The following is a 26,482-nucleotide window of genomic DNA, read 5'->3' on the forward strand; positions in this document are numbered from 1 at the left end:
TATGGCCTCAATATCTGCAACTTAAATCAGCGTCATGTTTTAGAAGTTGCATAATCCAACCGCCCCTTAGTGAATGCCTACTGTCTGACGCAGTTTGCGTAAACGCGAGGGCGTTGCGTGATAGGTGCGTTTAAACCAGTAAATCAGATGGGAACTGTCGGTGAATCCGCATTCGTACGCGATTTGCGTGATAGAGCGGGAGCTGTTGATAACCTGCCAGTGTGCCGCCTTCAAACGTAACTGACGCCAGTACATGGCAGGCGAAGCCCTGAGATACTGATTGAATAAACGCGTGAGTTCTCGCTCAGTCACACCAACAAGCTTTGCGATGTCCGCCACGCTGCCAGATTCGTGGATGCGTTGCAGCATTAACCCCACGGCATTAGCAACCCGCTGATCAGAACACTTCAGGCCCAACTCCCCCTCCTGCTTCCTCTCACGCATTTCATCAAAACCACGATCGGCCAGCAAATAATGAAGCGTTTTATCGGCGCGTATCTGTCCGCATTTCTCCGTGACCAACTGCGCCGCCAGATTGATAGACGCCAATCCACCCGGGCAAGTGGTGATTCCTCCATCGTGTACCACAGGCTGATCCGTGACAGGAATGACATCCGGGTACAGCGCTTGCATCTCTTCCGCCAATGAAAAATGCACCGCACAGCGCAGCCCTGTTAATAATCCCAATCTCGCCAGCAGAAATTGCCCGGTGCACAGTCCGATCACTCTGACCTGGCTGGCGACGGCTTGGCGAATAAACGCGAGATAGGCATCCGGTACGGGGGTAGTGCCATGCAGTATTCCGCCGTGTACCACAATGCAGTCATATTCCCGAGGATCACCAAACAAACGGCCCGGGATCAGGGGAATGCCGCAGCTGGAGGAAATGGGGTCAGTGTTATCGGAGAGTAAATCCCAATGGCAATAGATTTGTCGACTGTAGTCACGTTCATCGGAGGAAAGTCGCAAAAAATCAATAAAGCACGAGAGAGACAACAGGGTGAAATCAGGTGCTGCAAGGATACCGACGCGTAGAGGTGAATCGCTCTCAAAAGCGGGTTTTATTGAGGTTATCGGTGACGCGAGTTGGCTCATTTCATACCTGCCGGAATGTACCCATATTTGTCTTGTATCTACAATTTATACATCAAATATACAGATACAGTTAAGCCTCTTCTCCCCCTACAAGGCGCAAAAATGAAAATCGTTAAAATCGCCATCCATCAGGTCGATCTGGCATTGAAAGAGACTTATAGCTGGTCAACGCAGAGCTTTGATGCGTTTGACAGCACGGTGATTATCATTGAAACCGACAGCGGTTTGACCGGCGTGGGCGAAATCTGCCCGCTGGGTCCCTCGTATCTTCCGGCTTATGCTGAAGGTGCGCGAGCTGGGTTAGCAAAACTGGCTAAGGGGCTTATTGGTGAGGATCCGCTACAGCTGGGCAAAATCAATCAAACCATGGATGCCTTACTGAAGGGCCATCCTTACGTGAAATCAGCGATTGATATGGCCTGCTGGGATCTGCTCGGCAAAGCTACTGGCCAACCGGTTTATAACTTGCTAGGGGGGCTGTTGCAGGAAAAGGTCACGCTGTTCAAGGTGGTCAGCCGTCAGGAACCGGCCGCGATGGCGAAAAAGCTGATGGAATATCAGCAGCAAGGCTTTCGCCAGTTCCAGATGAAGGTCGGCGCCAATACCAGCGATGATATAGAGCGCATCTTTGCGGTGAGTGAAGTGCTGAAAAAAGGCAACGTGCTGGCGGCAGATGCCAACACCGGCTGGAAACAACACGAAGCCGTCAGAGTGGTTAAGGCGATCAAGGATGTCGATATCTACATTGAACAACCCTGCCTCTCGTATGAAGAGTGCCTGACGGTGCGCCGCCACAGCGATCACCCTTTTATTCTCGATGAATGCATGGATGATCTTCGCGTTTTGCTGCGCGGTTACCAGGACAGTGCCATGGATGTCGTCAACCTTAAGGTCAGCCTTATCGGTGGTTTAACCAAGGCACGACAGTTCAGAGACCTCTGCGTATCACTGGGTATCAACCTGACGATTGAAGATTCATGGGGCGGTGAAATCGCGACCTCCGCGCTAAACCATCTCGCCCATTCGACACCCAACGAGTGCCATTTCCAGTCCTCGGCTTTCCACGAGTATCACAGCATCAAAATTGCTGACGGCGGACCGCGCATCCAGGATGGCTTTATGATCGCCTCCGATAAACCGGGTTTGGGTGTGGTCCCGGACATGTCTGTATTAGGCGAGCCTGTCGCGATTATTACGCAATAAGAAAACCGGTGCCACTCGTCGTGGCACCCGCTCTGAATGGAGAAATTATGCAATTCATATCTGCACAGGACATCCATGCAACGTTAAGTTGGAAAACGGCGATTGAGGCGCTTGAACGAGGACACCAGGGCGCACGTCCGCTTGGCGACCAGTATTTCATTGGCGATGCCACCTTTGGCCTGTTCAGCCGCGGGGTGATCTTGCCCGGCTATGGCGCAGGTATTAAGCTCGCTTCCATCTATCCAGAAAATGTTCAGGCGCAGCCTCCCTTACCAGCAGAGCACGCCGCTTTTGTGGTGTTCGATCAGACAACAAAAGCGGTATCTGCCATTCTGGATGGTCCCGCCATCACCTGTTTTAAAACGGCAGCCGATTCAGCTTTGGCATCCCAGTATCTCAGTCGCCCAGATAGCCACACGCTGCTGGTGATTGGCGCAGGCCCCATTGCACGAGCTTTGGTACAGGCACATTTACAGGTTCGCCCGGGCATTTCAGAAGTATTGCTGTGGAATCGCTCCTCAGAGAAGCTTCATCCACTTTTAGACAGCCTCCGCCAGCAAGGCATTAACGCCAGCATTGCGCCCGATCTCGCCACCGCCGTTTCCCGCGCAGACATCATTTCCACGGCAACCAGCGCCACCAGCCCGGTAATTAAAGGGAGTTGGGTTAAGCCGGGTACACATATCGATTTAGTCGGTGGCTACCGCCCAGATATGCAGGAAGCGGACGGTGCGCTGCTACAGAAGGCTCGAATCTTTGTCGATGATCGCGCCGCCGCGCTGCTTGCGGGAGACATCGCGATTCCTCTACAAAGCGGAGAGATTAGCGAACAGCAGATTAAGGCAGATCTGTTCGAACTGTGCCAAGGTTTTGACCGCCAGCGCACGGATGAGGACATTACCGTTTATAAAAATGCAGGTGGTGCGCATCTTGATTTGATGATGAGTCAGTGCGTGATTGATCTTTTGAAAGTGGATTGATGCCTGGATGATCAGGAATGCTTTGGGCTGATTGGAGACTTCAGGATGGGCTGCAAAAACTCATTGCTGGATGCAGAAGTGGAAAAGCGTTGCGCTAAAAAGACAATACTGTTTAGAACGTTGCTGCCGTGCTGCTAAAAAGACAGTCCTACCAGAATGGGCATTACGCAAATGGTTCTTCACGACGGCGGGTGATGCCTTCCATTTCCGGCACTGTACCACCCAAAGAAGCAAGGCGTTTTGAAGCCTGAAGCCGTACAAACGTTTTCATCGCTTCAACGAAAATATCAGCCTTATCCATATTTGGATCGGCCATATCCAAAGCCTGGGCATATAACGCATCATCAATTGTCACAGTAATAAGCATCTCGCCACCTGAGAGGATTCGTAATGTGATGTAAAAATGCACCAAATAAAAAATCAGGTCAATTTCTCACCGTGATGATGACATTGGTACGGAGCGTAACAGCATCGACGGCAATCATGACCTTAGCTATGTACGAAAAATTTGTGCTGAATCCCATCCTTCATCGCCCAGGATAAAATCTCGCGGAAACGATCAGCACATCAATCGCGCCGCGCCCGGAGATGTGAGATTCCATTGCGGCACGATTGATTCCATGCATGACAGGCTTGTCAGAGGCTTCTAATACGCTGGCACGCTTGTACCAGCGTATAAAAGCTTGTCCGTAAAGCCCCGCCCGGCTAACTCAGTTGATAAAACGCACCAGCTTCAGCTTCACTCAGCGCGAGTTTCTGCACCGTGCCCGTCTCCGATGAGCGCACTGCCGCTTCAATCACCGCCATGACGGCAATCGCCTGAGCGGGAGAAACTGGATTAGCCTGCTTGCCCGCCAGCGCATCTCGCACCTGGATATAGTACTGACGCTGGTCACCTTTTGGCGTTTTGACTGACGTGACCTGCAGATTGCTGTCAAATACCATCAAATCATCCTGATCTTCGCCCCAGGTCGCGGAACCCGGTTCGATGCCAGCAATCAGTTGCGCTTCCTGCTGGTCGGCTTTGGGTTTAACCACACTGCCCTTGTCCCCGTGAACGGTAAAGCGTGACACGCCACCCGCGGCGAGCATGCTGGCATGCAGGATCACTTTATGCTCAGGGTAGCTAAGCGTGACGTGCGCCCAGTCATTGCTTTTTCCGCCATGACGCAGGACGGCGATGTCACCAGAAACGGTTTCTGGCAGTCCGAACAGCTGCAGCGCCTGATCGATGATATGAGGCCCAATGTCGAACCATAAGCCGCTGCCAGGAATATCGTGTTCTCTCCAGCGGTCGCGCACTTCCGGGCGGAATCGGTCTATGTGAGACTCGAAATGTTTGACCTGACCGATCGCGCCAGAATCGATGACCTTTTTTACCCCCAGGTAATCGGTATCCCAGCGGCGGTTCTGAAATACTGAGAGCAGTAACTTCTTCTCGCTGGCCAGTGCCGCCAGTTCTCTGGCCTCTGCTAGATCCAGCGTAAAGGGTTTATCCACCACCACATGCTTACCGGCATTCAGCGCCAGCTTCGCCAGGGGTGCATGAGTCGCATTGGGCGAGGCGATCACCACCAAATCAATATCTGCATGCTGGATGGCCGCTTCCGGGGAGTCGAGAACGATGACGTCAGGCAGGTCCTTTTTGACCTTCTCCTCACTGCCAGACGAAACAACATGCAGCTTCAAACCGGGAACGGATTGAATTAAAGGTGCATGAAATGTTTTACCGACAAATCCGTAGCCGATGAGGGCGACGCGAATCTCTTTCTGAATACTCATTTCTGACTCCTCTTGCCATTAAGAATGTGTGATGTTGACCTGTGTAGCGTCGGTGACGTCAAACTCGCTCCAGGGCGCATCAAGGAAAAGTTGATGGATATCGGTGAGCGGTGCGACCAGATAGGGTTCACAACGGTTGAGCTTCATATGATCGGCCACCACCCAGTGTTCGCTGCTTGCCGCCAGCATGGCGCGCTTCACTTCCGCATCCCCCTCCTGGCTGGCACTCAGTCCAAATCGGGCATGCAGCGCACAGGCCCCCAGAATGGCGATGTCGGCACGATACTTTTCAAGCAGAGATAGCGTGGCGCTGCCGGAAAACAGCCGTTGTTGCTTGTCCCATTTGCCGCCCAAAAGAATGAGTTCGACATCCGGCTTATCACTGAGGTGATGGGCAATATCCAGTGACGTGGTAATGACCGTTACAGGGCCTTTTAGCAACGTGGCGACCGCCAGCACCGTGCTGCCCGCATCCAGAAACAGCGTGGCGCCTGCCGGTATTTTTTCCGCCACCTGCCTGCCAAGTTCAATTTTGACATCGGGAATAAGGGCACTGCGCTGATGGCGATTCATCACTGACAGATCCAGTGCCACGGCTCCACCATGGTTTTTCTGCGCCAGACCCTGTTTTTCCAGATCGGCCAGGTCGCGACGCACGGTATCCGCAGAAACCTGCAACTGCTCGACGAGCTGCCCGATTCCCACCTGCCCTTGTTCAAGCAACAATTCCATCAGTAATTTTTGTCTGGCTGTTTTATGCATGTCGGTCTCAAAGCCGCAAAATATTGCAATATGCAGCAGAATACAGCATTAGAGGGTGTGATGAATACTGCTTTCTGAGAGTGGATACAATCGAACTGACGAACGGTGCCGGGATAGCATCCGAGAGAGGGGATTTTATAATTCTGTAAAGGATTCCACTGCCGTGAGAACTGAATAAACAATTAGCCGAGTTACGAGTGACATAATCCGGCTATCGATATTGTGCAGACAAGCAAGTGTGCTTTTGCTTTTACAACTAGAGCAGAATGACCTGCTTACCACTGAAATTGCGATGCTGCAGAGCCAGCAGTTGCGCCGGAAGCTGTTCCCATGCGAAGTGCAGTAACGACTCGCTTTGCAGTGTGCCCTGCGCAATCTGCCTCAGCATCTGTTCTCCCTGCTGCGTGAGTCTTTGCCATTGCTGTGCATTACCATGCTGGTGCAGCGCGCCGAGTGCCACTTCATGCAACGACAACGCACGACCAAACGCCGGATTCGGCCACTCTTTCACCCGCCCCTGAATGCATACCAGATGCCCATTCGCCATCAGGTTATTCGCCAGAAGCGCTGCTTTTTCCGGGCTGACAGCATCGATAACAGCAAAATAGCGCTCCTTCACGGCAGAAGCATCATGCTGCTCATCGCTGTAGCAGCGCTTCGCACCCAGCGCGTGCAGACGTGACCAGTGACGTTCACCGCTTAACGTCGTGACCTCAAAGCCACGTGCGTAGGCCAACTGCACAAGAAAATGTCCGACCGATCCCCCCGCTCCCGAAATCAAGAGTGGCGCGCCAGGCTCAACCGGGATCTTTTCAATTGCCTGCCAGGCGGTAAGTGCCGGGCAAGGGAAAGCAGCGGCGGTCGCGAAGTCGAGTCCATCCGGGATAGGCAGCAAAACCTGCGCGGCCAGCACGGTATACTCGGCGAAACTGCCATTGCGTTGTAAATTCTGATGGTAGGCAACGCGCCTGCCCAACCAGTGCTGGTCGGCATCGGAACCAACCGCGACCACCGTGCCCGCACCATCGACGCCAGGCACCCGATCCCTCTGGGTGTCGAGCACTTTCCAGTCAACCGGATTCAAACCTATCGCGGCATTCCTGACCAGCACTTCGCCCGGTTGGAGGGGTGACAAACTCAGGTAGCGTTCCTGCAGTGCCAGCGGGTTATCGCCACCCTGCCACACCCACCCTCGCCAGTCGCCGGGGAGGGTAATTTCCTGCTCAGACATACGCACCTGCAGAATAGGTCAGCTCGTAACTGTGGCTGTAAATCTCGATGATGTTGCCGAACGGATCTTCCATATAGACCATGCGATACGGTTTCTCTCCGGGGAAATACTCACGTACTGGCATACGTTGCTTACCACCCGCTGCAACAATCTTCTCCGCCAGACCTTCCACATCAGGATCCTGAACGCAGAAATGGAATACGCCGGTTTTCCAGTATTCAAAGTTATTGTCGGGTTTTGCTGCCGCCTTGAATTCAAAGATTTCAACACCGACGCGGTCACCTGTGGAAAGGTGGGCGATGCGAAACTTCTCCCATCCCTTGCCGAAAACATCACTGCACATCACACCGATGGCGGATTCATCTTCTGCAATCTGCGTAGGCGGCATGATCAGATACCAGCCCATCACTTCGGTGTAAAACTTCACGGCGGCATCAAGGTCTGTCACCGAAAGGCCAATATGGGAAAAGGTGCGCGGATAAGGAGTTGTCATGATCAATCTCATAAGATGAAAAGATCTACAGGCTACGTAACTGTCGTTATAATGAAAACAGACGATCAATTATGAGAAGTATAAAATTTCATTATGATGAACCCGCAATGGCTCAAATCTTTTGCCACGCTGGCCGAACTCGGGAGCTTTACCGACAGCGCTGAGCGATTAGGCATCACCCAGGCGGCGGTGAGTCAGCATATTCGCCATCTGGAACTGCAATTAGGTCCGGTGATACTGAGGAGTAAGCGCCCACTGGAACTGACGCCCGCTGGCAGCGCCCTGCTGGATTATTGTCAGCAAATTGATCGTGCTCACCATCACTTAATGCTGAGACTGAGTGATGCCGAAGCCACCTGCGGTGAAGTGAGCGTGATTTCGCCCGGCAGCATCGGACTCCGGCTCTATCCCTTGCTGTTGTCATTACAGGAACAGCATCGCGACCTCACTGTTCGTCACCGCTTTGCGCCGGATAGCGAAGTGATCGACGCGGTTTTGCATAACCGTTACGAAATGGGCCTGGTCACACACAAACCGGATGATAAACGGCTCGAGGCCCATCCTTTTGCTGAAGAACCGCTGGAACTGATCGTACCGGCTAATACGCGAGTGACTGGCTGGAACGATTTGGAAAAGCTGGGTTATATCGACCATCCCGATGGGCAGGCGATGGCGACACGATTATTAAGTCGATTATTTCCGGGCAACCCAGGCATTCGTAACCTCCCCCAACGCGGATTCAGTAATCAGATCGGCCTGATTCTGGAACCGGTCGCGCGCGGGCTCGGTTTTGCGGTTCTGCCACGCTATGCGCGACTGGCGTTTACCCGCCCTGAAACCATTGAGGTTGCCGCTGAGGGTGATGCGCTGGTTGACACCATCTGGTTAGTGCACCGGGCTGAATGGCCACTCTCTGCCCGCGCCCAATTAGCCTTAGCCTGGCTACAACGTCACCTCTAATCTTGTGGCGGATGCGACAAAGTGTCCGCCACACGCCTTCACAATCTTTCCATGATTGCTCACTTTACAACCCCCTTTGCAATACCTGAGGCAAGACATGTAAACAGGCACCATCAAACATGTCTAAATGTGTCAAAAATATCAATATTGAGAATGATTATGATAATTATTCGCTTCCTCGTTTGATATGTAACTAATAATAAACCGGTGTAACAATATGTCTTTTGTCTTTGGTGTAAGGAAAACAACGCTTTCAATTCTGATTGGAATTATCGTTCACAGTGGAAATGTGCTGGCGGCTGATAATAGTGACGTCTTATCGCTGGATAATAATGATAGCGGTAAAGAGAAAGTTATTTCAGCGAAAAAGGCAGAGAAGCCCGCAACGAATGAAACGGATATGATCGTCAGTGCAAAAGCTGAGGACGTATTAAAGCAGCAACCTGGTGCATCCTTGATTACTCAACAGGATCTTGAGCGCAATCCACCGGTTAATGATCTCTCCGATATTATTCGCAAAATGCCTGGCGTTAATCTCACGGGAAACAGTGCCACAGGAAGCCGCGGTAATAATCGCCAGATTGATATTCGTGGTATGGGCCCCGAAAACACTTTGATCCTGATTGATGGTGTCCCCGTTTCTTCGCGCAGCGCTGTACGCTACAGCCGCACCGGAGAACGTGATACCCGAGGCGATACCAACTGGGTGCCCGCTGAGATGGTGGATCACATCGATGTACTGCGCGGTCCGGCGGCGGCTCACTACGGTTCCGGCGCGATGGGCGGTGTCGTGAACATCGTCACCAAACGCCCGACCAATGACTGGCACGGCTCATTATCCCTGTTCACCAATCAGCCTGAAGACAAAGATGAGGGCGCGACCAAGCGCATGAACTTTAGTTTCAGCGGCCCACTGATTGATGACGTGCTGACGATGCGCATGTACGGCAATATCAATAAAACCGACGCCGATGCCTACGATATCAATACCAGCGAGAACGGCTCCTACGCAGCCGGTCACGAAGGTGTGCGCAATCGTGATATCAACACGTCGTTACAGTGGAAGATTAACGAGCAACAATACCTCGACTTCAATTACGCCTACAGCCGTCAGGGCAATATTTATGCCGGGGATACGCAATATAGCCTGAGTAATCTCAGCACGCTGGTGCCGACCTTATATGGCAGCGAAACCAACCGCATGTACCGTCAGGCTTATAGCCTCATCCACAATGGCATCTGGGATTGGGGACAATCTAAACTCACGCTGAGCTATGAGGATACGCATAATACGCGTCTGGCCGAAGGTTCAACCGGCAAAGTAGAAGGGATGATCAACAGCGATACCTTCAACACCAGCCGCTATAAAACCTGGCGTATCAACAACGAATATACCGTTCCCTTCAACTTGCTGGTGGACCATACCTTAACCATCGGGGGGGAGTGGAATAAAGAGCAGCTCAACGACCCGGCGGCGATGCAGGAAACGGATGCGACAGGCATTGATATTAACGGTGTTTCCGGCGACCCATCGCAGCGCAGCAGCAAAAACAGCCAGGAGTTGAGTGCACTCTATCTGGAAGACACGATTGATGCCTTCGACGGTACCACGTTGATCCCCGGTCTGCGCTTCGATTACAGCGATAAATTCGGTCATAACTGGAGCCCGAGCCTTAATATTCAGCAGGATTTAACCGACACGCTGAAGTTAAAGGCCGGTATTGCTCGCGTATTTAAAGCCCCGAATCTCTATCAATCAACCGAAGGCTATCTGCTCGCCAGCAGTGGTAACGGATGTTCTGTGAGCGGCAGTAATGGTTGTTACTTGATGGGAAATGGCGATCTCAAACCTGAAGTCAGTGTAAACAAAGAGATTGGTTTGCAATGGAATGACGCGGGTTACAGCGCAGGCCTGACCTACTTCCGTAATGACTATCAAAATAAAATAGTCGCGGGCTCGGATTCTCTTGGAACCGTTGCGGTAGCCGGTTCATGGTACTCCTCGAACTATGATATCTATCAGTGGCAAAACGGTGGTAAAGCGTTAACCCAGGGTCTGGAAGGAAACTTAACCCTACCGCTGATTGAAGACACGCTGAACTGGCGCACCAATGCCACCTACATGTTCACGTCGAAATATAAATCGACCGGCAATCCTTTGTCGTTGATTCCGAAATATACCGTGAACAGCTGGCTGGAATGGCAGGTGACAGATGCCCTATCCACCACCCTGAGCTGGACCATGTATGGGCGTCAGCATCCACGTACCACGGCTGAGATACGTAAAGAAGCGAGCGGCTTATCAGATAAGGAAGTCGGTGCCTATGCAATTTATGGTGTTGGCGTAAATTATGAGATGAATAAAAACCTTCGCTTCAGTGCCGGCATCAGCAATCTGCTGAATAAACAGATCTACCGAGAGAACGAAGGTGCTTCGACGTATAACGAACCGGGCCGCGCTTATTATGCGGGTGTGACCACTTCCTTCTAAACCATTAATGAGCCTCTGCGGAGGCTCTGTTTCATTTCGAGGTGTCTGATATTCCGGGAAGTGTTTAAACATTATATTTCGGCGATAAAACATTACATACCACACTGTTATAAAGAATTCTTATTGCCGCTATAAGCAAATCACCGTTTCACAATCTTACGCCGCAAATTATTCTGGGTAGGGCGATGTTTGGCGCATTTCCCGGCACAGCGCATCCGCTACGCAAAAAATGAATAAGACTTTGAGGATCCTTTATGAATGGCGTCCAGCCGCACTCAGTTAAACCAGTATTGCTGGTACTGAGTAGTTTTCGCGATATCGTCGCCGGGCATGAAATCTCCGGCTTTTACCTGCCAGAATTGACTCACCCTTTACATGTGCTTGAATCAGCCGGTATTCGAACGACCTTTGCCTCTGTCAAAGGAGGAAAACCACCGGTTTATGGTATCGAAGATGATGCGATCAATCAGCACTACTGGCAGGACGTGGGCTTTCAGCAGCGGCTGAATAACACCTTACCGCTGGCGGCGGCCAAAAGTGAGGATTACAGCGCGGTCCTGTTTGTCGGCGGACACGGCACGATGTGGGATTTCCCCGATGATGCCGTGCTGAAATACCTGACGCGCCAGATGTATGAGAGCGGCAAACCCGTTGCGGCGGTTTGCCACGGCCCGGCAGCGCTGATCAATGTGAAACTGCGTAACGGCCAGTATCTGGTCAAAGGCAAACGCGTGGCGGCCTTCACTGATACCGAAGAAATGGAAGTCGGTATGGCAAATGTAGTGCCTTTTATGCTGGAAGCGGCGCTCAAAGCGCGAGGTGCACGTCACCAGCCCGCTGATAACTGGCAGTGCAATGTGGTGACCGACGGCCTGCTGATTACCGGTCAAAACCCGCAATCTGCTAGCGCGGTTGGCGAGGCTTTGTGTCACGCGTTGCTGGCAGCGACTCCTCTTGCGTTTTAAAACACTGTTGCTGAAACTGGCTGACGCAGTGTTGAATCCGTGCCAACGCCATAGGCTGATTTTTCCCACAAATCGAAGTTGGCACACTCATGTTGATGCAACTTGCTACGCCACTCAATGAACTGATGAATGTGCCAGTAACACGAGCGAGCTGACTTTCAATGCCTCAACAACAAAGCTCGCTGTATTCCAAGACGACTGACATAAGCTGAAAGACGCTCCGCATGTCTTTCAGTGACCACCAGGCCGATATAGCCATCCGGTCGAATCAGGTAAGCGGTATCCTGTTTGAATCCTTTTTTCTCAAATACATCCTGCCAGGGGAAGACATGCCATTCCACACCATGGCGAGCGCCCCAGTTCCTGACTTCTTCAGTGGCTGTACCATAGATATGTAATTGCCAGACTATCTTTCTCAGTGATGCATAATTGTCTGTCTCACCCATAGCGATATACGGTAAGCGCTCGCCCGCACTTATCTCTCCCGCTTTTCCCTCACTTAAAGGACTGTCCGGATAGCTCATCGTCGATTGTGAGATGACGCGGAAAAGGTATTCGCGTACACGTTCATATCGATAGGCCTGACTGGCGATCGACGGTGCAATGTGTGTACGCACGAAATCTGCAAACCCGCCAGCGGCAGTGATGAAAGTGAAGACCCGGTCTGTGGTTTTTACCAGTTGGTGAGCGAAGCCTTTTCGCTCCGCCTCATAACTATCTAGCAAGGTTTCAGGGGCCTGCGCTTTAATTACCGCAGACAATTTCCACGCAAGGTTTATCGCATCGGCAATGCCGGTATTCATCCCCTGCCCTCCCGCCGGGCTATGGACGTGTGCTGCATCCCCCAGCAGAAATACACGACCATGTCGAAAATGATTGGTTACCCTGTGATGGACACGGTAAGTAGAAAACCAGTTTACCTGTTTGATACTGAGCCCTAATCCGCTAATGGCCCTTTGGCTGACATCGTCAAAAGAGTGTTGCTGCTTATCCCCTTCCTCACTTTCAACAGTGCCGATCAAACGATATTGATGCTCCGGCCCATAGGGCATCACCAGGACAAAATCAGACTTGTCGAAGGCAATGTGTCCCTCATTCGCGGGTGTCACTCCACTGGCCAGTACATCTGCAACGTAAAAGAGTTGGTTGTAAGTACCGCCTTCGAAGTCACTACCAATCTGATGACGCACCGGGGAATGCGCACCATCACAGCCTGCAAGATAGGTGGCAGTGCAGGTTTCTGTTTGCCCTGTAAGTGTTTTGAGCGTGGCAACAATCTGTTCGCCTTCTTCCCTGAACGACATGAATTCTGTTTGTCGTTCGACGACAACACCTGCAGTTTCCAGGCGGGTGACCAGCAGTTTTTCATGTCTGTCCTGGGGTAAGACAAGCACGAACGGATACGGAGAAATGTCGTTCCCGGCATTCTCCAGGGGAATGCGCGCCCTCGGTTTTCCCTTCGCCCACATATTCATTGCCGGCATTTTATAGCCTGCCTCGATAGTCTCTTCAGCCAAATCCAACTGGCGATACAGCTCCAGCGTGCGAGCCTGAACGGCCATTGCTCGTGATGTCTCACCCGGTCCCTGACTCTTGTCGATGATTCGAACTGACACGTCTTGCCGGGTGAGCCAGAGTGCCAGCACCAAACCAGTGGGCCCTGCTCCAACGATGAGTACGTCGATATTGTTCATAGGACTATCCGACTGTGGGTGAGTTAAAAAGGAACACCATGGTGAACGCTTGGGTTCGTGTGATTTGCATAGCTTTATGCAAAGTATAATTGTGCTTGATTGAACTGGGCGTGCTTTTGCTCACTGTCTTCCGCACGCACTGAGTAAAGCATTCTTACCGGCAGTAGATGGGCGCCCTGCCCTACCGAGGTGGCTGTCATGAGCGTTTACGAGTAAAGCTTGAAATGACATTGTCACCTTTTCAGATGGATTTTTTCACCTTCCTGAAAACGCTATAAGGTAGTGTATTAAAAGAAAATTTCTGAAATTTTCAGGCTGAAAATCACCATGGATTTTTGATGGGTGGTGAAGGTACTTGTAATGATGGTGCTTAGGATGGTCTGGGCACTACTTTTATGAGTCCTAGTGAGTCATGACGATGGTATTTCTGCATAACGCATTTCGTGTCGTTCATCTCTTTGCAGCTGATCCGGGAAGAACTCCAGGATAAGGAATACACCTAAGCGACAGTTGGTATTTCGTTATCCTCCACTTTCCGCACAATACGACTTGTATGCTAAAACCAGCATTTAAGCCTTCTCCAGATTTCTCATCGTGTGTATCACCAGTAGGTGTAATTAAAGACATCTGATAGCTACATGTAAGGGTCAGTTGCACATTGGTTGGATGACCGGCACGTAATGCTGCAATGCGAATTTGTTAAATGGGTAAATTTTGACGAATTGCCTGGGTTTTTGAAAGCGGATGACTTTGTCAGAAGTATGACGCTGAACGCTGAACGCTGAACGCTGAACGCTGAACGCTGAACAATACATTATTACCATTAATAACCTAATGTGAAGTAAAAACCCTTCAATTTAATGATTTTCACACCACCGTAAAATAAACTTAACCAGTTGAATAATAACAAATAATTCCATTTTTTCAGGCTGAAAACCACCATGCACCTTAGCCAAATTCAAACTTTTTTCTGCATAGAGTGTATTACTCCCTTGGCTTCAACCTAATAAAAAGCTGATATCTTTCACGTGCTCAATTCTACTTGTAGCCCAGAAGTTTTGAGAGCTAATTGTTACCACCTAAATATCTAAAATTATCTACATTCCTAGATAAAGCCTCACTGTTACAGTTTTCCTCTCAATTACATTACGTGCATTATGCTTCTCAGATTCAGATTCAGATTCAGATTCAGATTCAGATTCAAGTGTCAGGGTTGATAAAAGTCTTCAATCAAATCCTAATCAAGTTAACCGTAAGGCAATCCAAGTTTGAACCACCAGAACATTTCTGATTCTGGAAATCGAGGGCTAGATGTACTTACGTAATGTTGTGCACAAATTAGTTTGTACACAGCAAAATCAACGCGAACTGGAATAATAAAAGCCTCGAGTCTCATCAACAGATTTTAATCTATACAAGGTGTGGTGTGGTGTGGTGTGGTGTGGTGTGGTGTGCATTGAAACACACGTGATCACAATGGTGGCAATACTAACGCCATATCCTGATGAATTTTTATTGTCACTTAAATTAACCAGATCAAGAGTTAGCACATTCATACACTGAATTATTCTGAGTAACGTGTTTTTCAAAACTGAATACAGAGAAGAAGTTCACATCATTGGTGTGAGCTAAATGTGTAGTAGATGTACTTTGAAATTAAAATGTTTTATAAAATTCATTCAGTGTTTAGCGAGTGAATAAATAAGTGAGAATGACTGCGTATCAACATTAGTTACTTTTCTAAGAGTGCAGTCACGGCTTGTAGCGCATAATTTTAATCAACAGCGTTAACTGTCATTATTCAAAAGAATTATAGGAAGGGAAGGGAAGGGAAGGGAAGGGAAAGCGTATTTTTTATGGCAATCGCATGTGGGTGATAATACGCAAAATCACTGCAATCTCTACAACCATTTTTATACCAAAGCGCGTGCAGCCTCACATTATCAACATCATCCTGCCGATGAAAACGCGGGCCAACCATTTCATCAATCAGCTTGACCATATATCCTGGTTTTTTCAATAACTCGGCTGAACACCTTTTGTTTAAATATCGTGCTAAGTACGATAGGGTAGGGGAGTTAATTGAAACGTGACTTTCATGAATTGATCGGTTGGGTGAAAATCAATAATATATATCTTATTGATTTAATTCAAATATACTCATACAAACCAAAATCACTCAATCATTAAAAAATCCACTTTTATTGATTTTTACCTAAAAACTGGCATGCGGAAGCTTTTTTAGTACAATACAACAAATCATTATTATTGAGGTGCTTATGAAGCGTGATTACGGTGACGTGTTTGACATCGCCAACCGTGCGAATGGCATGCTGCACGGACTCAGCAGCCATATCGAGCAGCAGCGTCAGGAATTTAACCAGCAAGGCTACTACCATACCTTTACTCGTAATGCCGTCGCCAACTTACCGCTGTTGAGTAAACACGCGGTTGCCGCTGCCATCAGTGAGATGGAAGAGGCGGGTTATGAATTCGGCAGAAAGCAGACGGGCAGCACTTCTCAATATGCAATGAGCATTCAAAACGTCGTCGATATCTATAAGCATCGCAAGGTGCCCAAATATCGCGACAAACATAAAGATCCCTTCGTCGTTTTTGTTGTAAATCTCAAAGGTGGCGTGTCCAAAACCGTCACGACCGTTACCCTGGCACACGGTTTACGTGCTCACCCAGGCTTGCTGCATAATGATCTGCGAATTCTGGTGATTGATTTGGATCCGCAGGCCTCCAGCACCATGTTCCTCAGCCATACCAACAGTGTCGGTTCGGTGCTGGAAACGGCTGCACAGGCGATGCTGAACGATGTCAGCACTGAGCAGCTGCGTGAGCAGTTTGTGAAACCCACTGTGATGCCAGGCGTCGATGTGATGCCCGCTTCGATCGATGATGGTTTTGTCGCCAGCGACTGGGATGCACTGGTTGCTGAGAATCTACCCGGCATCGCACCATCGGAAGTCCTGCGTCGCAACGTCATTGATCGTCTGGCTGAAGATTACGATTTTATCTTCATCGACACCGGGCCACATCTTGATGCCTTTATGCTCAATGCCATTGCCGCCAGTGACTTACTGCTTACGCCGACACCGCCAGCACAGGTTGATTTTCACTCAACGATGAAATACCTGACGCGACTGCCGGAAATGCTTGAGCGCATTGAGAACGAGGGGATAGAGCCAAGATTGAAAGCAAATATTGGCTTTATGTCGAAGATGACCACCAAACATGACCACATTACGTCTCATAGCTATGCACGCGAGGTGTTCACAAAATCGATGCTGGATGCGGTATTACCCCGTTTAGATGGTTTTGAGCGCTGTGGTGAGTCATTTGACACGGTGATCAGCGCAAATCCGACTTCGTATCCAGGCAGTGCCGATGCACTCAGAAAGGCGAAACAAGAAGCCGAGAATTTTTCACGCGCTGTATTTGACCGCATTGAATATATCAGGAGTACCAAGTGACCGAACCCAAATCACTCAAAAGAATTGGCCGCACCATGGGCCAATCCCAGATGTCGAGCTTTATTAACAGCGGCAATCAGTCACGCGTGTTCACTCTGAAGTCTGGTAACACAGCGACGTTCAGCCGCCAGCTCATTCCCAGCGGTGAAGTGGAAAGCAAAACCTTTGTTGACGCGCAGGTGAATGGGCGAGATCAGTCAGCGCTGACCGAAGAATCAGTAAAAGACATTACGCGCACCATTGAGTTGCAACAGTTCTTCCCGGCAATTGGTCGCCTGGTGGATGGCCGCATTGAAATTATGGATGGTTCTCGTCGTCGTGCCGCTTGTCTGTTCGCCGGAACGGGCCTCGAAGTTCTGGTGACCGAGGATGACATTGATATCAGTGATGCCCGCCAGCTGGCTGCGGATATTCAGACAGCAAAAGAGCACAATCTGCGTGAACTGGGTCAACGTTTCCTGATGATGGAAGCGCAGGGCATGAACAAGACCGAGATTGCGAAAGCAGAAGGGATCTCAAACGCCAAAGTGACGCGTGCATTTCAGGCTGCGTGGGTTCCTGCTGAATTTATCGAGTTAATACCGGTTGTTTCCGACCTCAGCATTCCGGACTACAAATTGCTGCTGGATGTGGCAGAAGAAGCGAAAGCAGAGGGTGTGGCGGTTAAAGAGGTTGTGGCTCAGGTCAAAGCGCGAATGGATGACGATCAGGCGCTGCACAAACTGGCTTCCGATGATCAGAAAACCCGGATCCTGTCGTTTTTCACCACTGCTAAAAAGCAGCTGGTTAAGCCGGTGAAAAACAAGAGTGTCACGACAGAGAAGTTTGGCCATTTCTCAGATCGTACCGCTTACGCTAAGCGCAAAACTAACGCAGAAAAACGCCATGTGCAGTATGAATTCCACCGTTTGCCTGCCAATTCGCTGGAAGAGATCGATATTGCTATTAAGGCGATCCTTTCTAAGTCTTGATCCGGCTCCTTCATACAAAGCAAATCCAAAATGGACGTGATTTTCACGTCCTTTTTTACTGTTCCCACTTTTCAGTAAGCCACGTTCGTTTGAATCTGTGCTTCTAAGCGCTTCAGCAGCGTTCTAATCCATTTAAGTTCAATTATCGTATCTGGCAAGCCTAATCCTCTCAACCCGCCAAAAGACCCTGTACAAGCTGAATTTACGAACATCTGATTGATGATTGTGTTTATACCAAAACCTGGGCTCATCCAGGCCAACAAGTTATACAAGTAGATCTTTTCTCGGGATCGACATTCAGAATTGAACGAAATCACCGTATTCCGGCTGAAACCTGCTTAACAGTCTCATTTAACGCTGATTTTTATCCCCTTTATCCACAGGGTAGATCCAATTATTCGATCATAATGAGATCCCATTGAGATCAAAGAAGATCCCGGATCGCTGCAGGCCTTGATATGACTGGTCTGAAAGGGCCTTAATAACCGCTATAAGGAGTAAACTAACCGCTGTGGAGAGGAAAATAACCGATGAAATGAGTGAAATAACCGATGAAGAGAGTGACTGATAACCGCTGTAGTGAGCAGGCAAGGATGCAAGCTGTGTGTAACTGATCCCGCTGTGCATAACTTTGATTTCCAGTGACGCGATTGACTGAATTTCAGCCGCCGTTATTCCGGAAAGGTTATCCCCATTATTCACTGACCCGATCCAAGAACAGATCCACATAAGATCATATAAGTTCCTAATAGATCCCCGCTACGGTTAAAGCCTTGTGCCACAAGCCCTGAGGAGATATCGGTAACCGCTATAATGAGTAAACTAACCGCTATAGAGAGTAAATTATCCTCTATAGAGAGTAGTCTAACCGATGAAGTGAGTGCTAGTATCCGCTATAGAGAGTAAACGCGCGATGTCCCTGTGTATAAACCGGATCCTCGAAAATGTCGGAAAATGAGCTAAAAAACAACAAGATAGTTGAAGCCTTTTCAGAAACAGATAAACGAACTGGCGAACTGGTTGTACTTACCCCCAACAGAGATAACACTGTTCAACCGGTTGCTTTAATGCGATTAGGCCTGTTCGTTCCTACGTTAAAATCGACCAATAACCGTAAAAACGACACGACAGCCGTTACTGATGTCACGAACGAACTTAAGTTACTGTCGCTCGTTAAATCAGAAGGTTATGAAAGGATCAGGATCATTGGCCAGCGACTCGATATGGACAATGATTTCAAGACGTGGGTCGGGATCATTCACGCGTTTGCGAAGTATAACGTGACGAATGACAAGGTGGTTTTACCCTTCGTCGAGTTCGTCAAACTGTGTGGCATTCCTTCCTCCCGATCTTCAGCCAAGCTGAGGGAGCGACTGGAAGCTTCGCTGATCCGCATTGCATCCAATACCATCCAGTTCGGTACTGCTGACAAAGATGAACTCTATGTCACGCATCTGGTGCAATCCGCAAAATACAGTGTCAAAAAGGATACGGTGGAGCTTCAGGCCGATCCAAAGCTGTTCGAGCTGTATCAGTTTGATCGCAAGGTATTGCTGCAGCTGCGCGCCATTAACGCTCTGGCTCGTAAGGAGTCCGCTCAGGCGCTTTATACCTTTATCGAAAGCCTGCCTCCAAATCCGGCGCCCATCTCCATGGCGCGCCTGCGACAGCGTCTGAATCTGACTTCTCGTCCCATCACGCAAAACGCGACCGTACGCAGGGCGATGGAACAGCTCAAAGACATTGGTTACCTTGATTACACTGAGCTAAAACGCGGTAGCTCCGTGGTATTCCACATTCACTATCGCCGGCCTAAGCTCAAACCTGCAGAGCTGCCACTCAAGCTGCCGGATATTCTCGAAGATGAGCTGGAGCTGGATGATCCTATCGAGACCAATGAGGTTGCTGCAGCGAGCGAACCGCAGGGTGAAATGGTGATGCTGTCAAAAGCGGAGCTGAAGATCCTCGAGGAAATCCGCAAAGGTAAAGTGAAGTAGTCTTCTGAATTACCCCCATTTGATAACCGCTATAGAGAGCACTTACTCTCTATAGCGGTTATTTGCTGCTGCAATCCACTTCGCTCACCTCCTACATTCACTGCTATCAAGACATTTGTGACCCAGTAACCACTATAGAGAGTAGGCCTGTACTCTCTATAGTGGTTATCTGGAAGTCGCTCACAATTTGCACCATTACCAGCCCAAAACCCGCAATGTGACAGCTTTCAATGTGATAGAAGAGGGGACTGCTTGTGGTGAGTTGTCATGGAATGATCCAGGATCGTCCCCAGATTTAACAACCACTATAGAGAGTAGGTATGTGCTCTCTATAGTGGTTATTCGACGGAAGTGACGTTATCACTTCTATCTTATTGAGTTATTTGATGATTATTGAGGGATATTTGTTCAGATAACAGTGTGATTTATGTTCAATGTCGCCTAAATCACAATGATTATTGCTTTATTATCATTAACTTACTCACTTTTACTGCCGAAAACTGCTTTTCCTTCTCTGTATATCCACTATAGAGAGGAGTTACTCACTACAGTGGATAGCACTGCTGGTGGCATTGATGAGCGGCTTAGCCTGAGATCCTGCTAACAGGAACGCTATTGCGGGATTTTCGCATCCTGCAATAACCGCTATAGAGAGTGAGTTTGCTCTCTATAGCGGTTATTTGGTTTCGTTTAATTATCTTAAGGCTATGATTTATAGTGTTTATTTTAGATGTTTGATTTTTTGGCTAACCGCTATAGAGAGTAAAATTTCAAGCAATGCACATATCGGAAGAACTTGAAGATCCCATATTGATCGCAAGATCGTTGATTTGCAGGGCAAAGGATCAAACATCCACTATAGAGAGTAGAAACAACCACTATAGAGAGTAGAAACAACCACTATAGAGAGTAACTACTCACTATAGTGGTTATGTTTAATCTACCCCCCTGGTGCTTACTAACCTCGCAAGGCTTGTCAATACTGGTGTTAGTGGTTACTAACATAAAAATGGAGAGTGCGAGTGCACAGGAACGGATAATTGTCATCATTGCAGCGCGTCAGGGTATGAAGGAGTGGTTTACTCTCTATAGTGGTTGTTCCACAGGATCGACTTGCTCCACGCGATCCTGATCAGGTGTAGATCCCCTTCATTTCACGTTTGCTCTTGCTCATCATGACTGGCTGGCAATAGCTAGACTCAGTGAGCGCTTTGACCTGCGTTCAATATGAGGGGGAGTATCTGCTGGCCGGTGAGCGGCGCTAACGGCAGCGAAGCATTATCGGAGGGATGGAGCCAGGCGATCTCTTCAATCTCAGCCGCTGGCATTATCGTTGTCGAGGGTGCAAGAACAGTAAATATTTCAGCGATAAGCGTATGTCTTGGCTCATTTGCGGCTGTATCAGTGAACTGACCGACATATTGCGTATCGTGCTCGGTGACATTGATTTGCAGTTCCTCTTTGAGTTCACGAATCAATGCAGCCACAGGCCGTTCAGTCGACTCAATTTTCCCTCCGGGCTGCATGAAATAGCGGGTACCGCGCTTGCGAACCAAAAGTACTCGCCCCTCCGCATTGATCATGATTGCCGCCGCAATGCGGATAACCTTGTCTGCGATCATCTTCATCCTACATTCTTTGTTACTGCGCCTTCGCACCAGTTCGGCGGAAGGGAGGGAGGAGTATAGCTCAAGTGAGAATGGTTATTAATTACATGTTTGATAAATCTTTTCGCATTTCCTCATTACGCGCTGCGAAGTCGATGTGAGCGATTAGTGTAAATGAATTTCATTCTCAACTATCATTGTTTGCAACCCGCGTGACCCATTCCAACTGCAACAAGGGAGGCAGTCAGTGTTATTGGCAATCAGGTACGTCTTTGCATCCAGCCCGCTTCGTATTACTGCACTTATCGCCATCGTCCTTCTTCAGGGCCTGATACCGGCGCTTAATGTCTTCATGACAGGAAAGATAATTAACACACTTCATACGCCTCAAATCAGTGATCATGCACTGATGTTCAGTGTTGCTATCTGGTGTCTGTCTTTGCTGGGTATTCAACTGATGACCCCGCTGGTGAATCTTATTCAGGGTGATGTGACGGAAATTTCGACCAGCCATTTCAGCGCCAATATTATGCGGAGAATGAATGAATCTTTTACTCTGAGCCTGTTTGATAACAAGGAGCGTTACGAGCAGCTGGAATTTTTGAAAAAAGAAGCAGCATACCGACCGCTTAATTTCATCATTTGCATTACTTACGCCTTCAGAGCCACCGTGATGGCTGGAAGCTTGCTACTGGTGCTGATTGCGTATTCAGGGATTGGGGCGGCCATTTGCGCATTGTCCGTATTACCGATGATTATCATTAATATCCATATTCAGAAAAAATACGTGCACGAGTTATTCAAAAACTCAAAGGACGCAATTGCAATGCGTTACGTCTATGGTGTCAGTATGGATAAAAGCTTTTTACAGGAAATTCGGCTTTATGGGCTGGGTAGTTATCTGCTAAAAAAATTCTCAGGGTCAGCATTTAATACCTATCAACGTATGCACCAGCAACGCGTCAGGGCGCTGATAACGCCCATTCCCGCCATGCTGCTTAGCCTGGTGATGCTGTTTGCCGGGGTGTATCTTTTCCTGAGCAATCTGCGCAGCAGTGATATCGCGGTGGGCGCGTTAGTGATGGTGTTTCAGTCCATTGTGATGATGAAATCGCATCTGGATGAAATTGCGAATTACGGTGCCAATCTGACATCAATGGGCAGCTTTTTTCATAGTTACCACTCCTTTATGACCGAGGAGATTGAGCCCGTTACCAACGGCCAAAAATTACTCCCCGATAACACGCCGTTCTCACTCAGTATTCAGCATCTTAGCTTTGGTTATGAAGGCCGGAGCAAGAGAGCTTTAGACGGTATTGATCTTGAGATTAGGGCAGGTGAGAAAGTGGCGATTCTGGGGGATAACGGAAGTGGTAAAACCACGCTGATTAAAATGCTGCTGCGGATGTATGCCTATGAACAGGGTGATATCAGCATATCCGGTGTTCCACTACAAAGTCTGGAGATTGACGGTTACCGTCAGCAGGTGGCAACTGTGTTTCAGGACTACGGCAAGTATGAATTTACCGTCGGTGAGAATATCGCACTGAGTCAATATGACACAGAAGCGCATTCCACTCAGGTTGACGATTTACTCAGTAAAGTCGCGTTTCCTCATCCGCAGCAGACCCGACTGGGTAAACAGTTTGGCGGCGATGAACTTTCAATCGGGCAGTGGCAAAGGCTGGCGATCGCGCGTGCGTTATACCGTAAAGCCAATCTGTTCATCTTTGATGAGTTTTCATCCTCGCTCGATCCAGAAACTGAACATCGCCTGTTTAATGAAATCCTTTCACTCGACACGACGGTTATCGCCGTGACTCACCGTCTGGGAAATATCAAAGAGTTCGACAGAATCGTGGTCATGGCGGAGGGAAAAGTGATCGAAAACGGAAGTTTTGCTCTGTTGATGGGTAAACAGGGCAAGTTTTATAATATGTGGCACGCTCAGTTTAAATCGGTCATTGCTGAATCGGCGTAATGCATTCGTTGGGAACTGCCCTTAGAGAGAGGCAGTTCATGCTGTTAATCCGCTGCGTCATTAAAATGCTTTCTTCAGCAGGTTGAATAATAAAGGCGCGCTGGATTAAATATTTAAAAACTGTCATGGATAGATACTGGCCAGTCAGGCAGGTCAGTTTCAACATGGCGTCTATAAAAGAAATTTGATTATGGCATTCTAAAAATCATCACAGAAATACCTATCTTTATTCGAAAGTTCTTGCTTAATTTCCTTCGTCATTTTTACTGATATCAATTGGTAATCATTCCTGCGCGTTATCAACACCAGGCAGCAAGAAATATCCTATAGTTCAGCCTTTTTGGCGGGTAATGCCAGGCAAGCTTTCGCATTTCTCTTTATCTGCTTAACTGAATGCTGGATAAAGATGATGGGGATAAGGATGGATAAAAAAGACACGCGCGAACAGGCAGGGCTCCTTTATCACTCCCTTATCAGAAGCATCACGTTCGCAGGCATTGTGCTGATCGCTGCGGTATTAGGCATCAGCATATGGACACTGCGGCAGGACTGGAATGACACCGTCAGGCAGAGTGAAGAAACGGCGACCAATCTGGCGCTGTCGCAGGCGCGGCAGGCAGAAGATACCTTCCTGCAAACTGAGCTCGCGATGCGTGAAATGCAGCGTGACGTTGAATCGCAGCTGGTGACCGGTATCAATAGCCGCAATCTGAGCCAGACCATGCGGGAGCTTCAGGGGCGATTGCCGCAGCTGCACGGTCTTTTCTATTACGACGCCCAGGGCAAGTGGATAGCTACCTCTGCATCGCAGATACCGGCAGACATCAATAACTCCGATCGCGAATACTTTAGGTTTCAACGCGACAATCCGCGCAACAGCATTCATCTTGGTCCGGTGATCCGTAGCCGAAGCACCGGTGATCTGGTGATCCCCGTCTCACTTCGCATCAGCGATGCGCTGCGCGGATTTCAGGGCGTTTTGCTGGCTACGGTGAAAGTTGACTATTTCCGGCACTTTTACGCTTATTACGAGATGGGGCCTAAGGACGTACTGGTGTTAATGCTGGCTGACAGTTCCGTGTTATACGCACGGCCGATGCCTGATAGTTTTATCGGCAAAGACCTCTCTTCCAGCCATCTGTTTCAGCAGATGCTGCAGGCCACAAACCGCGGAAGCGGGCAGTGGACCTCGGCTCTTGATGGCAAACCGCGTATCTTTGGTTTTGCACGATCGGATCGTTACCCGCTGGTGGTTGCAGCAGGGTATGACACGCATAGCCTGTTCATTAAATGGATGAAAGGACGCGTACAGGATGTGTTGCTGAGTCTTGCACTGTTATCCGCCATCGTGGCCATGGGCGTTTTCGTGCTGCGTCAGGCCCGGCATAGCTTGCATTACCAGCTTGAGTTGACCAGTCTTCGCGATGAGCTGAGCGCAGCCAACCATGCGCTGAACAGACTGGCGCATGCGGATGCGTTAACGGGGCTGGCGAACAGACGTGCATTTGATCGCTACCTTGAGGAGTGCATCCTGGCCGCTGACACGCACAACGAGCCGGTTTCGCTGGTGATGATCGATATCGATTATTTCAAACGCTATAACGACACTTACGGCCATGTGGCCGGGGACGAATGCCTGAAGCGTGTGGCGCAGGCGATAAACGCCATCTCTCTGCGCGGTACCGATTTGGTGGCACGATATGGAGGAGAAGAGTTCGCCATCATACTTCCCGGTGCTGATATTGAGCATGCGATGTCGGTGGCCGCTGCTGCTGTGCAAGCTGTACGTGAGCAGGACATCATCCATGACTCGTCTCTGTTAGCTTCCCAACGGGTGACGCTGAGCGCGGGATGTGCATCGCTGAACTCTGAGAGAGAAAATCGCTCGGCTCAGTTGTTGATCAGGCAGGCCGATATGGCGCTCTATTCCGCTAAGCAGGCGGGCAGAAATCAGGTGAAGAGCGATGAGTCATATCTGAACACTCACAGCTGAAAGAGCAAATGCAGCCAGGTTTTAGTGGGGCAACCTGGCTCAAATTCATAGATGACATCCTACGCGCCAAATCCGCCATCAATCGTGTGCATAGCGCCTGTCACGAATGATGCTTCCGGACCGGCAATCCAGGCAACCATTCCGGCCACTTCTTCAGGTTTACCGTGACGCTGAATGGCCATGAAACTGTGCATCAGCTCCTTCATCGGGCCGTCTGCCGGATTCATATCGGTGTCGACGGGACCCGGCTGGACGACATTCACCGTAATACCACGTGGTCCAAAGTCACGGGCCAGACCGCGCGCTAATCCCTGCAGGGCCGATTTACTGACGGCATAGGCTGCGCCGCCTGGCATTGGCATCCGGTCTCCGTTGACGGAACCAATGACGATAATGCGACCGCCTTGTGGCATCTGACGGGCGGCTTCCACCGCAGCGTGATAAGGTGCGTGAATGTTGATGCGGAATAAGTGATCTATGGCATCGCTTTCCAGCTCTAACGCATCACCAAAAATTGCCACGCCCGCATTCACCACCAGCACATCCAGAGGCCCGGAATCGCGTACCAGCTTAGTCACGGCATCGCGATCGGCGCTATCCGCCTGAACCGCTTTACTGCCTGTGTCTTCCGCCAGTTTTTCTGCCACTTCGCGCGAGCCGGCGTAACTGAACACCACCGCAGCACCCTCGGAGGCAAAACGCCGCACGATGGCCGCACCAATGCCCCGACTACCGCCCAACACCAGTACCGGTTTGTTAGTAAATACCGCCATTAGAGTGTCCTCAATTGTATTG

At 49.5% G+C, this 26,482-nt stretch carries 20 protein-coding genes; 10 read left to right on the top strand and 10 right to left on the bottom strand.

The window, feature by feature from the left end; translation table 11 throughout:
• Positions 1-66: 66 nt before the first annotated feature.
• On the bottom strand, positions 67-1,095 hold the full coding sequence (locus WFP70_RS19245; protein WP_337024105.1) for a GlxA family transcriptional regulator: 1,029 nt from the start codon (positions 1,093-1,095) through the stop codon (positions 67-69).
• Positions 1,096-1,197: 102 nt separating this feature from the next.
• Here WFP70_RS19245 and WFP70_RS19250 point away from each other — a divergent pair, with 102 nt between their 5' ends.
• Both WFP70_RS19250 and WFP70_RS19255 read left to right on the top strand, forming a co-directional pair.
• Positions 1,198-2,298 (top strand): cis-3-hydroxy-L-proline dehydratase, encoded by a 1,101-nt coding sequence (locus WFP70_RS19250; protein WP_337024106.1) that lies wholly within the window; start codon positions 1,198-1,200, stop codon positions 2,296-2,298.
• Positions 2,299-2,345: 47 nt separating this feature from the next.
• Positions 2,346-3,278 (top strand): ornithine cyclodeaminase family protein, encoded by a 933-nt coding sequence (locus WFP70_RS19255; RefSeq protein ID WP_337024107.1) that lies wholly within the window; start codon positions 2,346-2,348, stop codon positions 3,276-3,278.
• A gap of 163 nt (positions 3,279-3,441) precedes the next feature.
• Here the strand turns inward: WFP70_RS19255 and WFP70_RS19260 are convergent, their stop codons facing one another.
• The 5 genes from WFP70_RS19260 to WFP70_RS19280 all read right to left on the bottom strand — a co-directional run bounded on the left by WFP70_RS19260 (position 3,442) and on the right by WFP70_RS19280 (position 7,546).
• Positions 3,442-3,645, bottom strand: a complete 204-nt coding sequence (locus WFP70_RS19260) for a type II toxin-antitoxin system VapB family antitoxin (protein WP_337024108.1) — start codon at positions 3,643-3,645, stop codon at positions 3,442-3,444.
• A 338-nt stretch (positions 3,646-3,983) separates the two neighbouring features.
• Positions 3,984-5,060, bottom strand: coding sequence for an oxidoreductase (locus tag WFP70_RS19265; protein WP_337024109.1), 1,077 nt, complete (start codon positions 5,058-5,060; stop codon positions 3,984-3,986).
• An 18-nt stretch (positions 5,061-5,078) separates the two neighbouring features.
• Positions 5,079-5,822, bottom strand: a complete 744-nt coding sequence (locus tag WFP70_RS19270; RefSeq protein WP_337024110.1) for a DeoR/GlpR family DNA-binding transcription regulator — start codon at positions 5,820-5,822, stop codon at positions 5,079-5,081.
• 256 nt (positions 5,823-6,078) lie between these two features.
• Complete coding sequence (locus WFP70_RS19275) at positions 6,079-7,053, bottom strand: zinc-binding dehydrogenase (protein WP_337024111.1); 975 nt, start codon at positions 7,051-7,053, stop codon at positions 6,079-6,081.
• Positions 7,046-7,546 (bottom strand): lactoylglutathione lyase family protein, encoded by a 501-nt coding sequence (locus WFP70_RS19280; protein WP_058962437.1) that lies wholly within the window; start codon positions 7,544-7,546, stop codon positions 7,046-7,048. The genes WFP70_RS19275 and WFP70_RS19280 overlap by 8 nt, the downstream gene beginning before the upstream one ends.
• 93 nt (positions 7,547-7,639) lie before the next feature.
• Here WFP70_RS19280 and WFP70_RS19285 point away from each other — a divergent pair, with 93 nt between their 5' ends.
• The 3 genes from WFP70_RS19285 to WFP70_RS19295 all read left to right on the top strand — a co-directional run bounded on the left by WFP70_RS19285 (position 7,640) and on the right by WFP70_RS19295 (position 11,962).
• Positions 7,640-8,506 (top strand): LysR family transcriptional regulator, encoded by an 867-nt coding sequence (locus tag WFP70_RS19285; protein WP_160869055.1) that lies wholly within the window; start codon positions 7,640-7,642, stop codon positions 8,504-8,506.
• A gap of 217 nt (positions 8,507-8,723) precedes the next feature.
• On the top strand, positions 8,724-10,997 hold the full coding sequence (locus tag WFP70_RS19290; protein ID WP_337024112.1) for a FepA family TonB-dependent siderophore receptor: 2,274 nt from the start codon (positions 8,724-8,726) through the stop codon (positions 10,995-10,997).
• 254 nt (positions 10,998-11,251) lie between these two features.
• The gene (locus tag WFP70_RS19295) at positions 11,252-11,962 is read left to right on the top strand and encodes a type 1 glutamine amidotransferase domain-containing protein (RefSeq protein WP_337024113.1); all 711 of its coding nucleotides are present in this window, start codon (positions 11,252-11,254) and stop codon (positions 11,960-11,962) included.
• A gap of 158 nt (positions 11,963-12,120) precedes the next feature.
• Here the strand turns inward: WFP70_RS19295 and WFP70_RS19300 are convergent, their stop codons facing one another.
• Together WFP70_RS19300 and WFP70_RS19305 are read right to left on the bottom strand one after the other, a co-directional pair.
• Positions 12,121-13,656 (bottom strand): FAD-dependent monooxygenase, encoded by a 1,536-nt coding sequence (locus tag WFP70_RS19300; protein WP_337024114.1) that lies wholly within the window; start codon positions 13,654-13,656, stop codon positions 12,121-12,123.
• Between the two features lie 1,810 nt (positions 13,657-15,466).
• Positions 15,467-15,658 (bottom strand): hypothetical protein, encoded by a 192-nt coding sequence (locus WFP70_RS19305; RefSeq protein ID WP_337024115.1) that lies wholly within the window; start codon positions 15,656-15,658, stop codon positions 15,467-15,469.
• Between the two features lie 277 nt (positions 15,659-15,935).
• Between WFP70_RS19305 and WFP70_RS19310 the strand changes: the two genes are divergently transcribed.
• From WFP70_RS19310 to WFP70_RS19320, 3 genes are all read left to right on the top strand, one after another.
• On the top strand, positions 15,936-17,138 hold the full coding sequence (locus WFP70_RS19310) for an AAA family ATPase (RefSeq protein ID WP_097119789.1): 1,203 nt from the start codon (positions 15,936-15,938) through the stop codon (positions 17,136-17,138).
• A gap of 35 nt (positions 17,139-17,173) precedes the next feature.
• Positions 17,174-18,109, top strand: a complete 936-nt coding sequence (locus tag WFP70_RS19315; protein WP_337024150.1) for a ParB/RepB/Spo0J family partition protein — start codon at positions 17,174-17,176, stop codon at positions 18,107-18,109.
• A 944-nt stretch (positions 18,110-19,053) separates the two neighbouring features.
• The gene (locus WFP70_RS19320; RefSeq protein WP_034830847.1) at positions 19,054-20,106 is read left to right on the top strand and encodes a RepB family plasmid replication initiator protein; all 1,053 of its coding nucleotides are present in this window, start codon (positions 19,054-19,056) and stop codon (positions 20,104-20,106) included.
• A 1,199-nt stretch (positions 20,107-21,305) separates the two neighbouring features.
• Here the strand turns inward: WFP70_RS19320 and WFP70_RS19325 are convergent.
• Positions 21,306-21,728: an NUDIX hydrolase gene (locus WFP70_RS19325; protein WP_337024151.1), complete on the bottom strand. Its 423-nt coding sequence runs from the start codon at positions 21,726-21,728 to the stop codon at positions 21,306-21,308.
• 232 nt (positions 21,729-21,960) lie between these two features.
• Between WFP70_RS19325 and WFP70_RS19330 the strand changes: the two genes are divergently transcribed.
• Both WFP70_RS19330 and WFP70_RS19335 read left to right on the top strand, forming a co-directional pair.
• Positions 21,961-23,694 carry an ABC transporter ATP-binding protein gene (locus tag WFP70_RS19330; RefSeq protein WP_337024116.1) on the top strand — a complete coding sequence of 578 codons (1,734 nt, stop codon included), beginning with the start codon at positions 21,961-21,963 and terminating at the stop codon, positions 23,692-23,694.
• A gap of 421 nt (positions 23,695-24,115) precedes the next feature.
• A complete protein-coding gene (locus tag WFP70_RS19335; RefSeq protein WP_337024117.1) occupies positions 24,116-25,687 on the top strand; it encodes a sensor domain-containing diguanylate cyclase in 1,572 nt (523 codons plus the stop codon).
• A gap of 59 nt (positions 25,688-25,746) precedes the next feature.
• On the opposite strand, the gene bdcA is transcribed toward WFP70_RS19335, so the two are convergent.
• On the bottom strand, positions 25,747-26,460 hold the full coding sequence (bdcA, locus tag WFP70_RS19340; RefSeq protein ID WP_337024118.1) for an SDR family oxidoreductase: 714 nt from the start codon (positions 26,458-26,460) through the stop codon (positions 25,747-25,749).
• Between the last annotated feature and the right edge of the window lie 22 nt (positions 26,461-26,482).

This window comes from Pantoea sp. USMM079 (assembly GCF_037153115.1).
Lineage (GTDB): Bacteria > Pseudomonadota > Gammaproteobacteria > Enterobacterales > Enterobacteriaceae > Pantoea > Pantoea communis.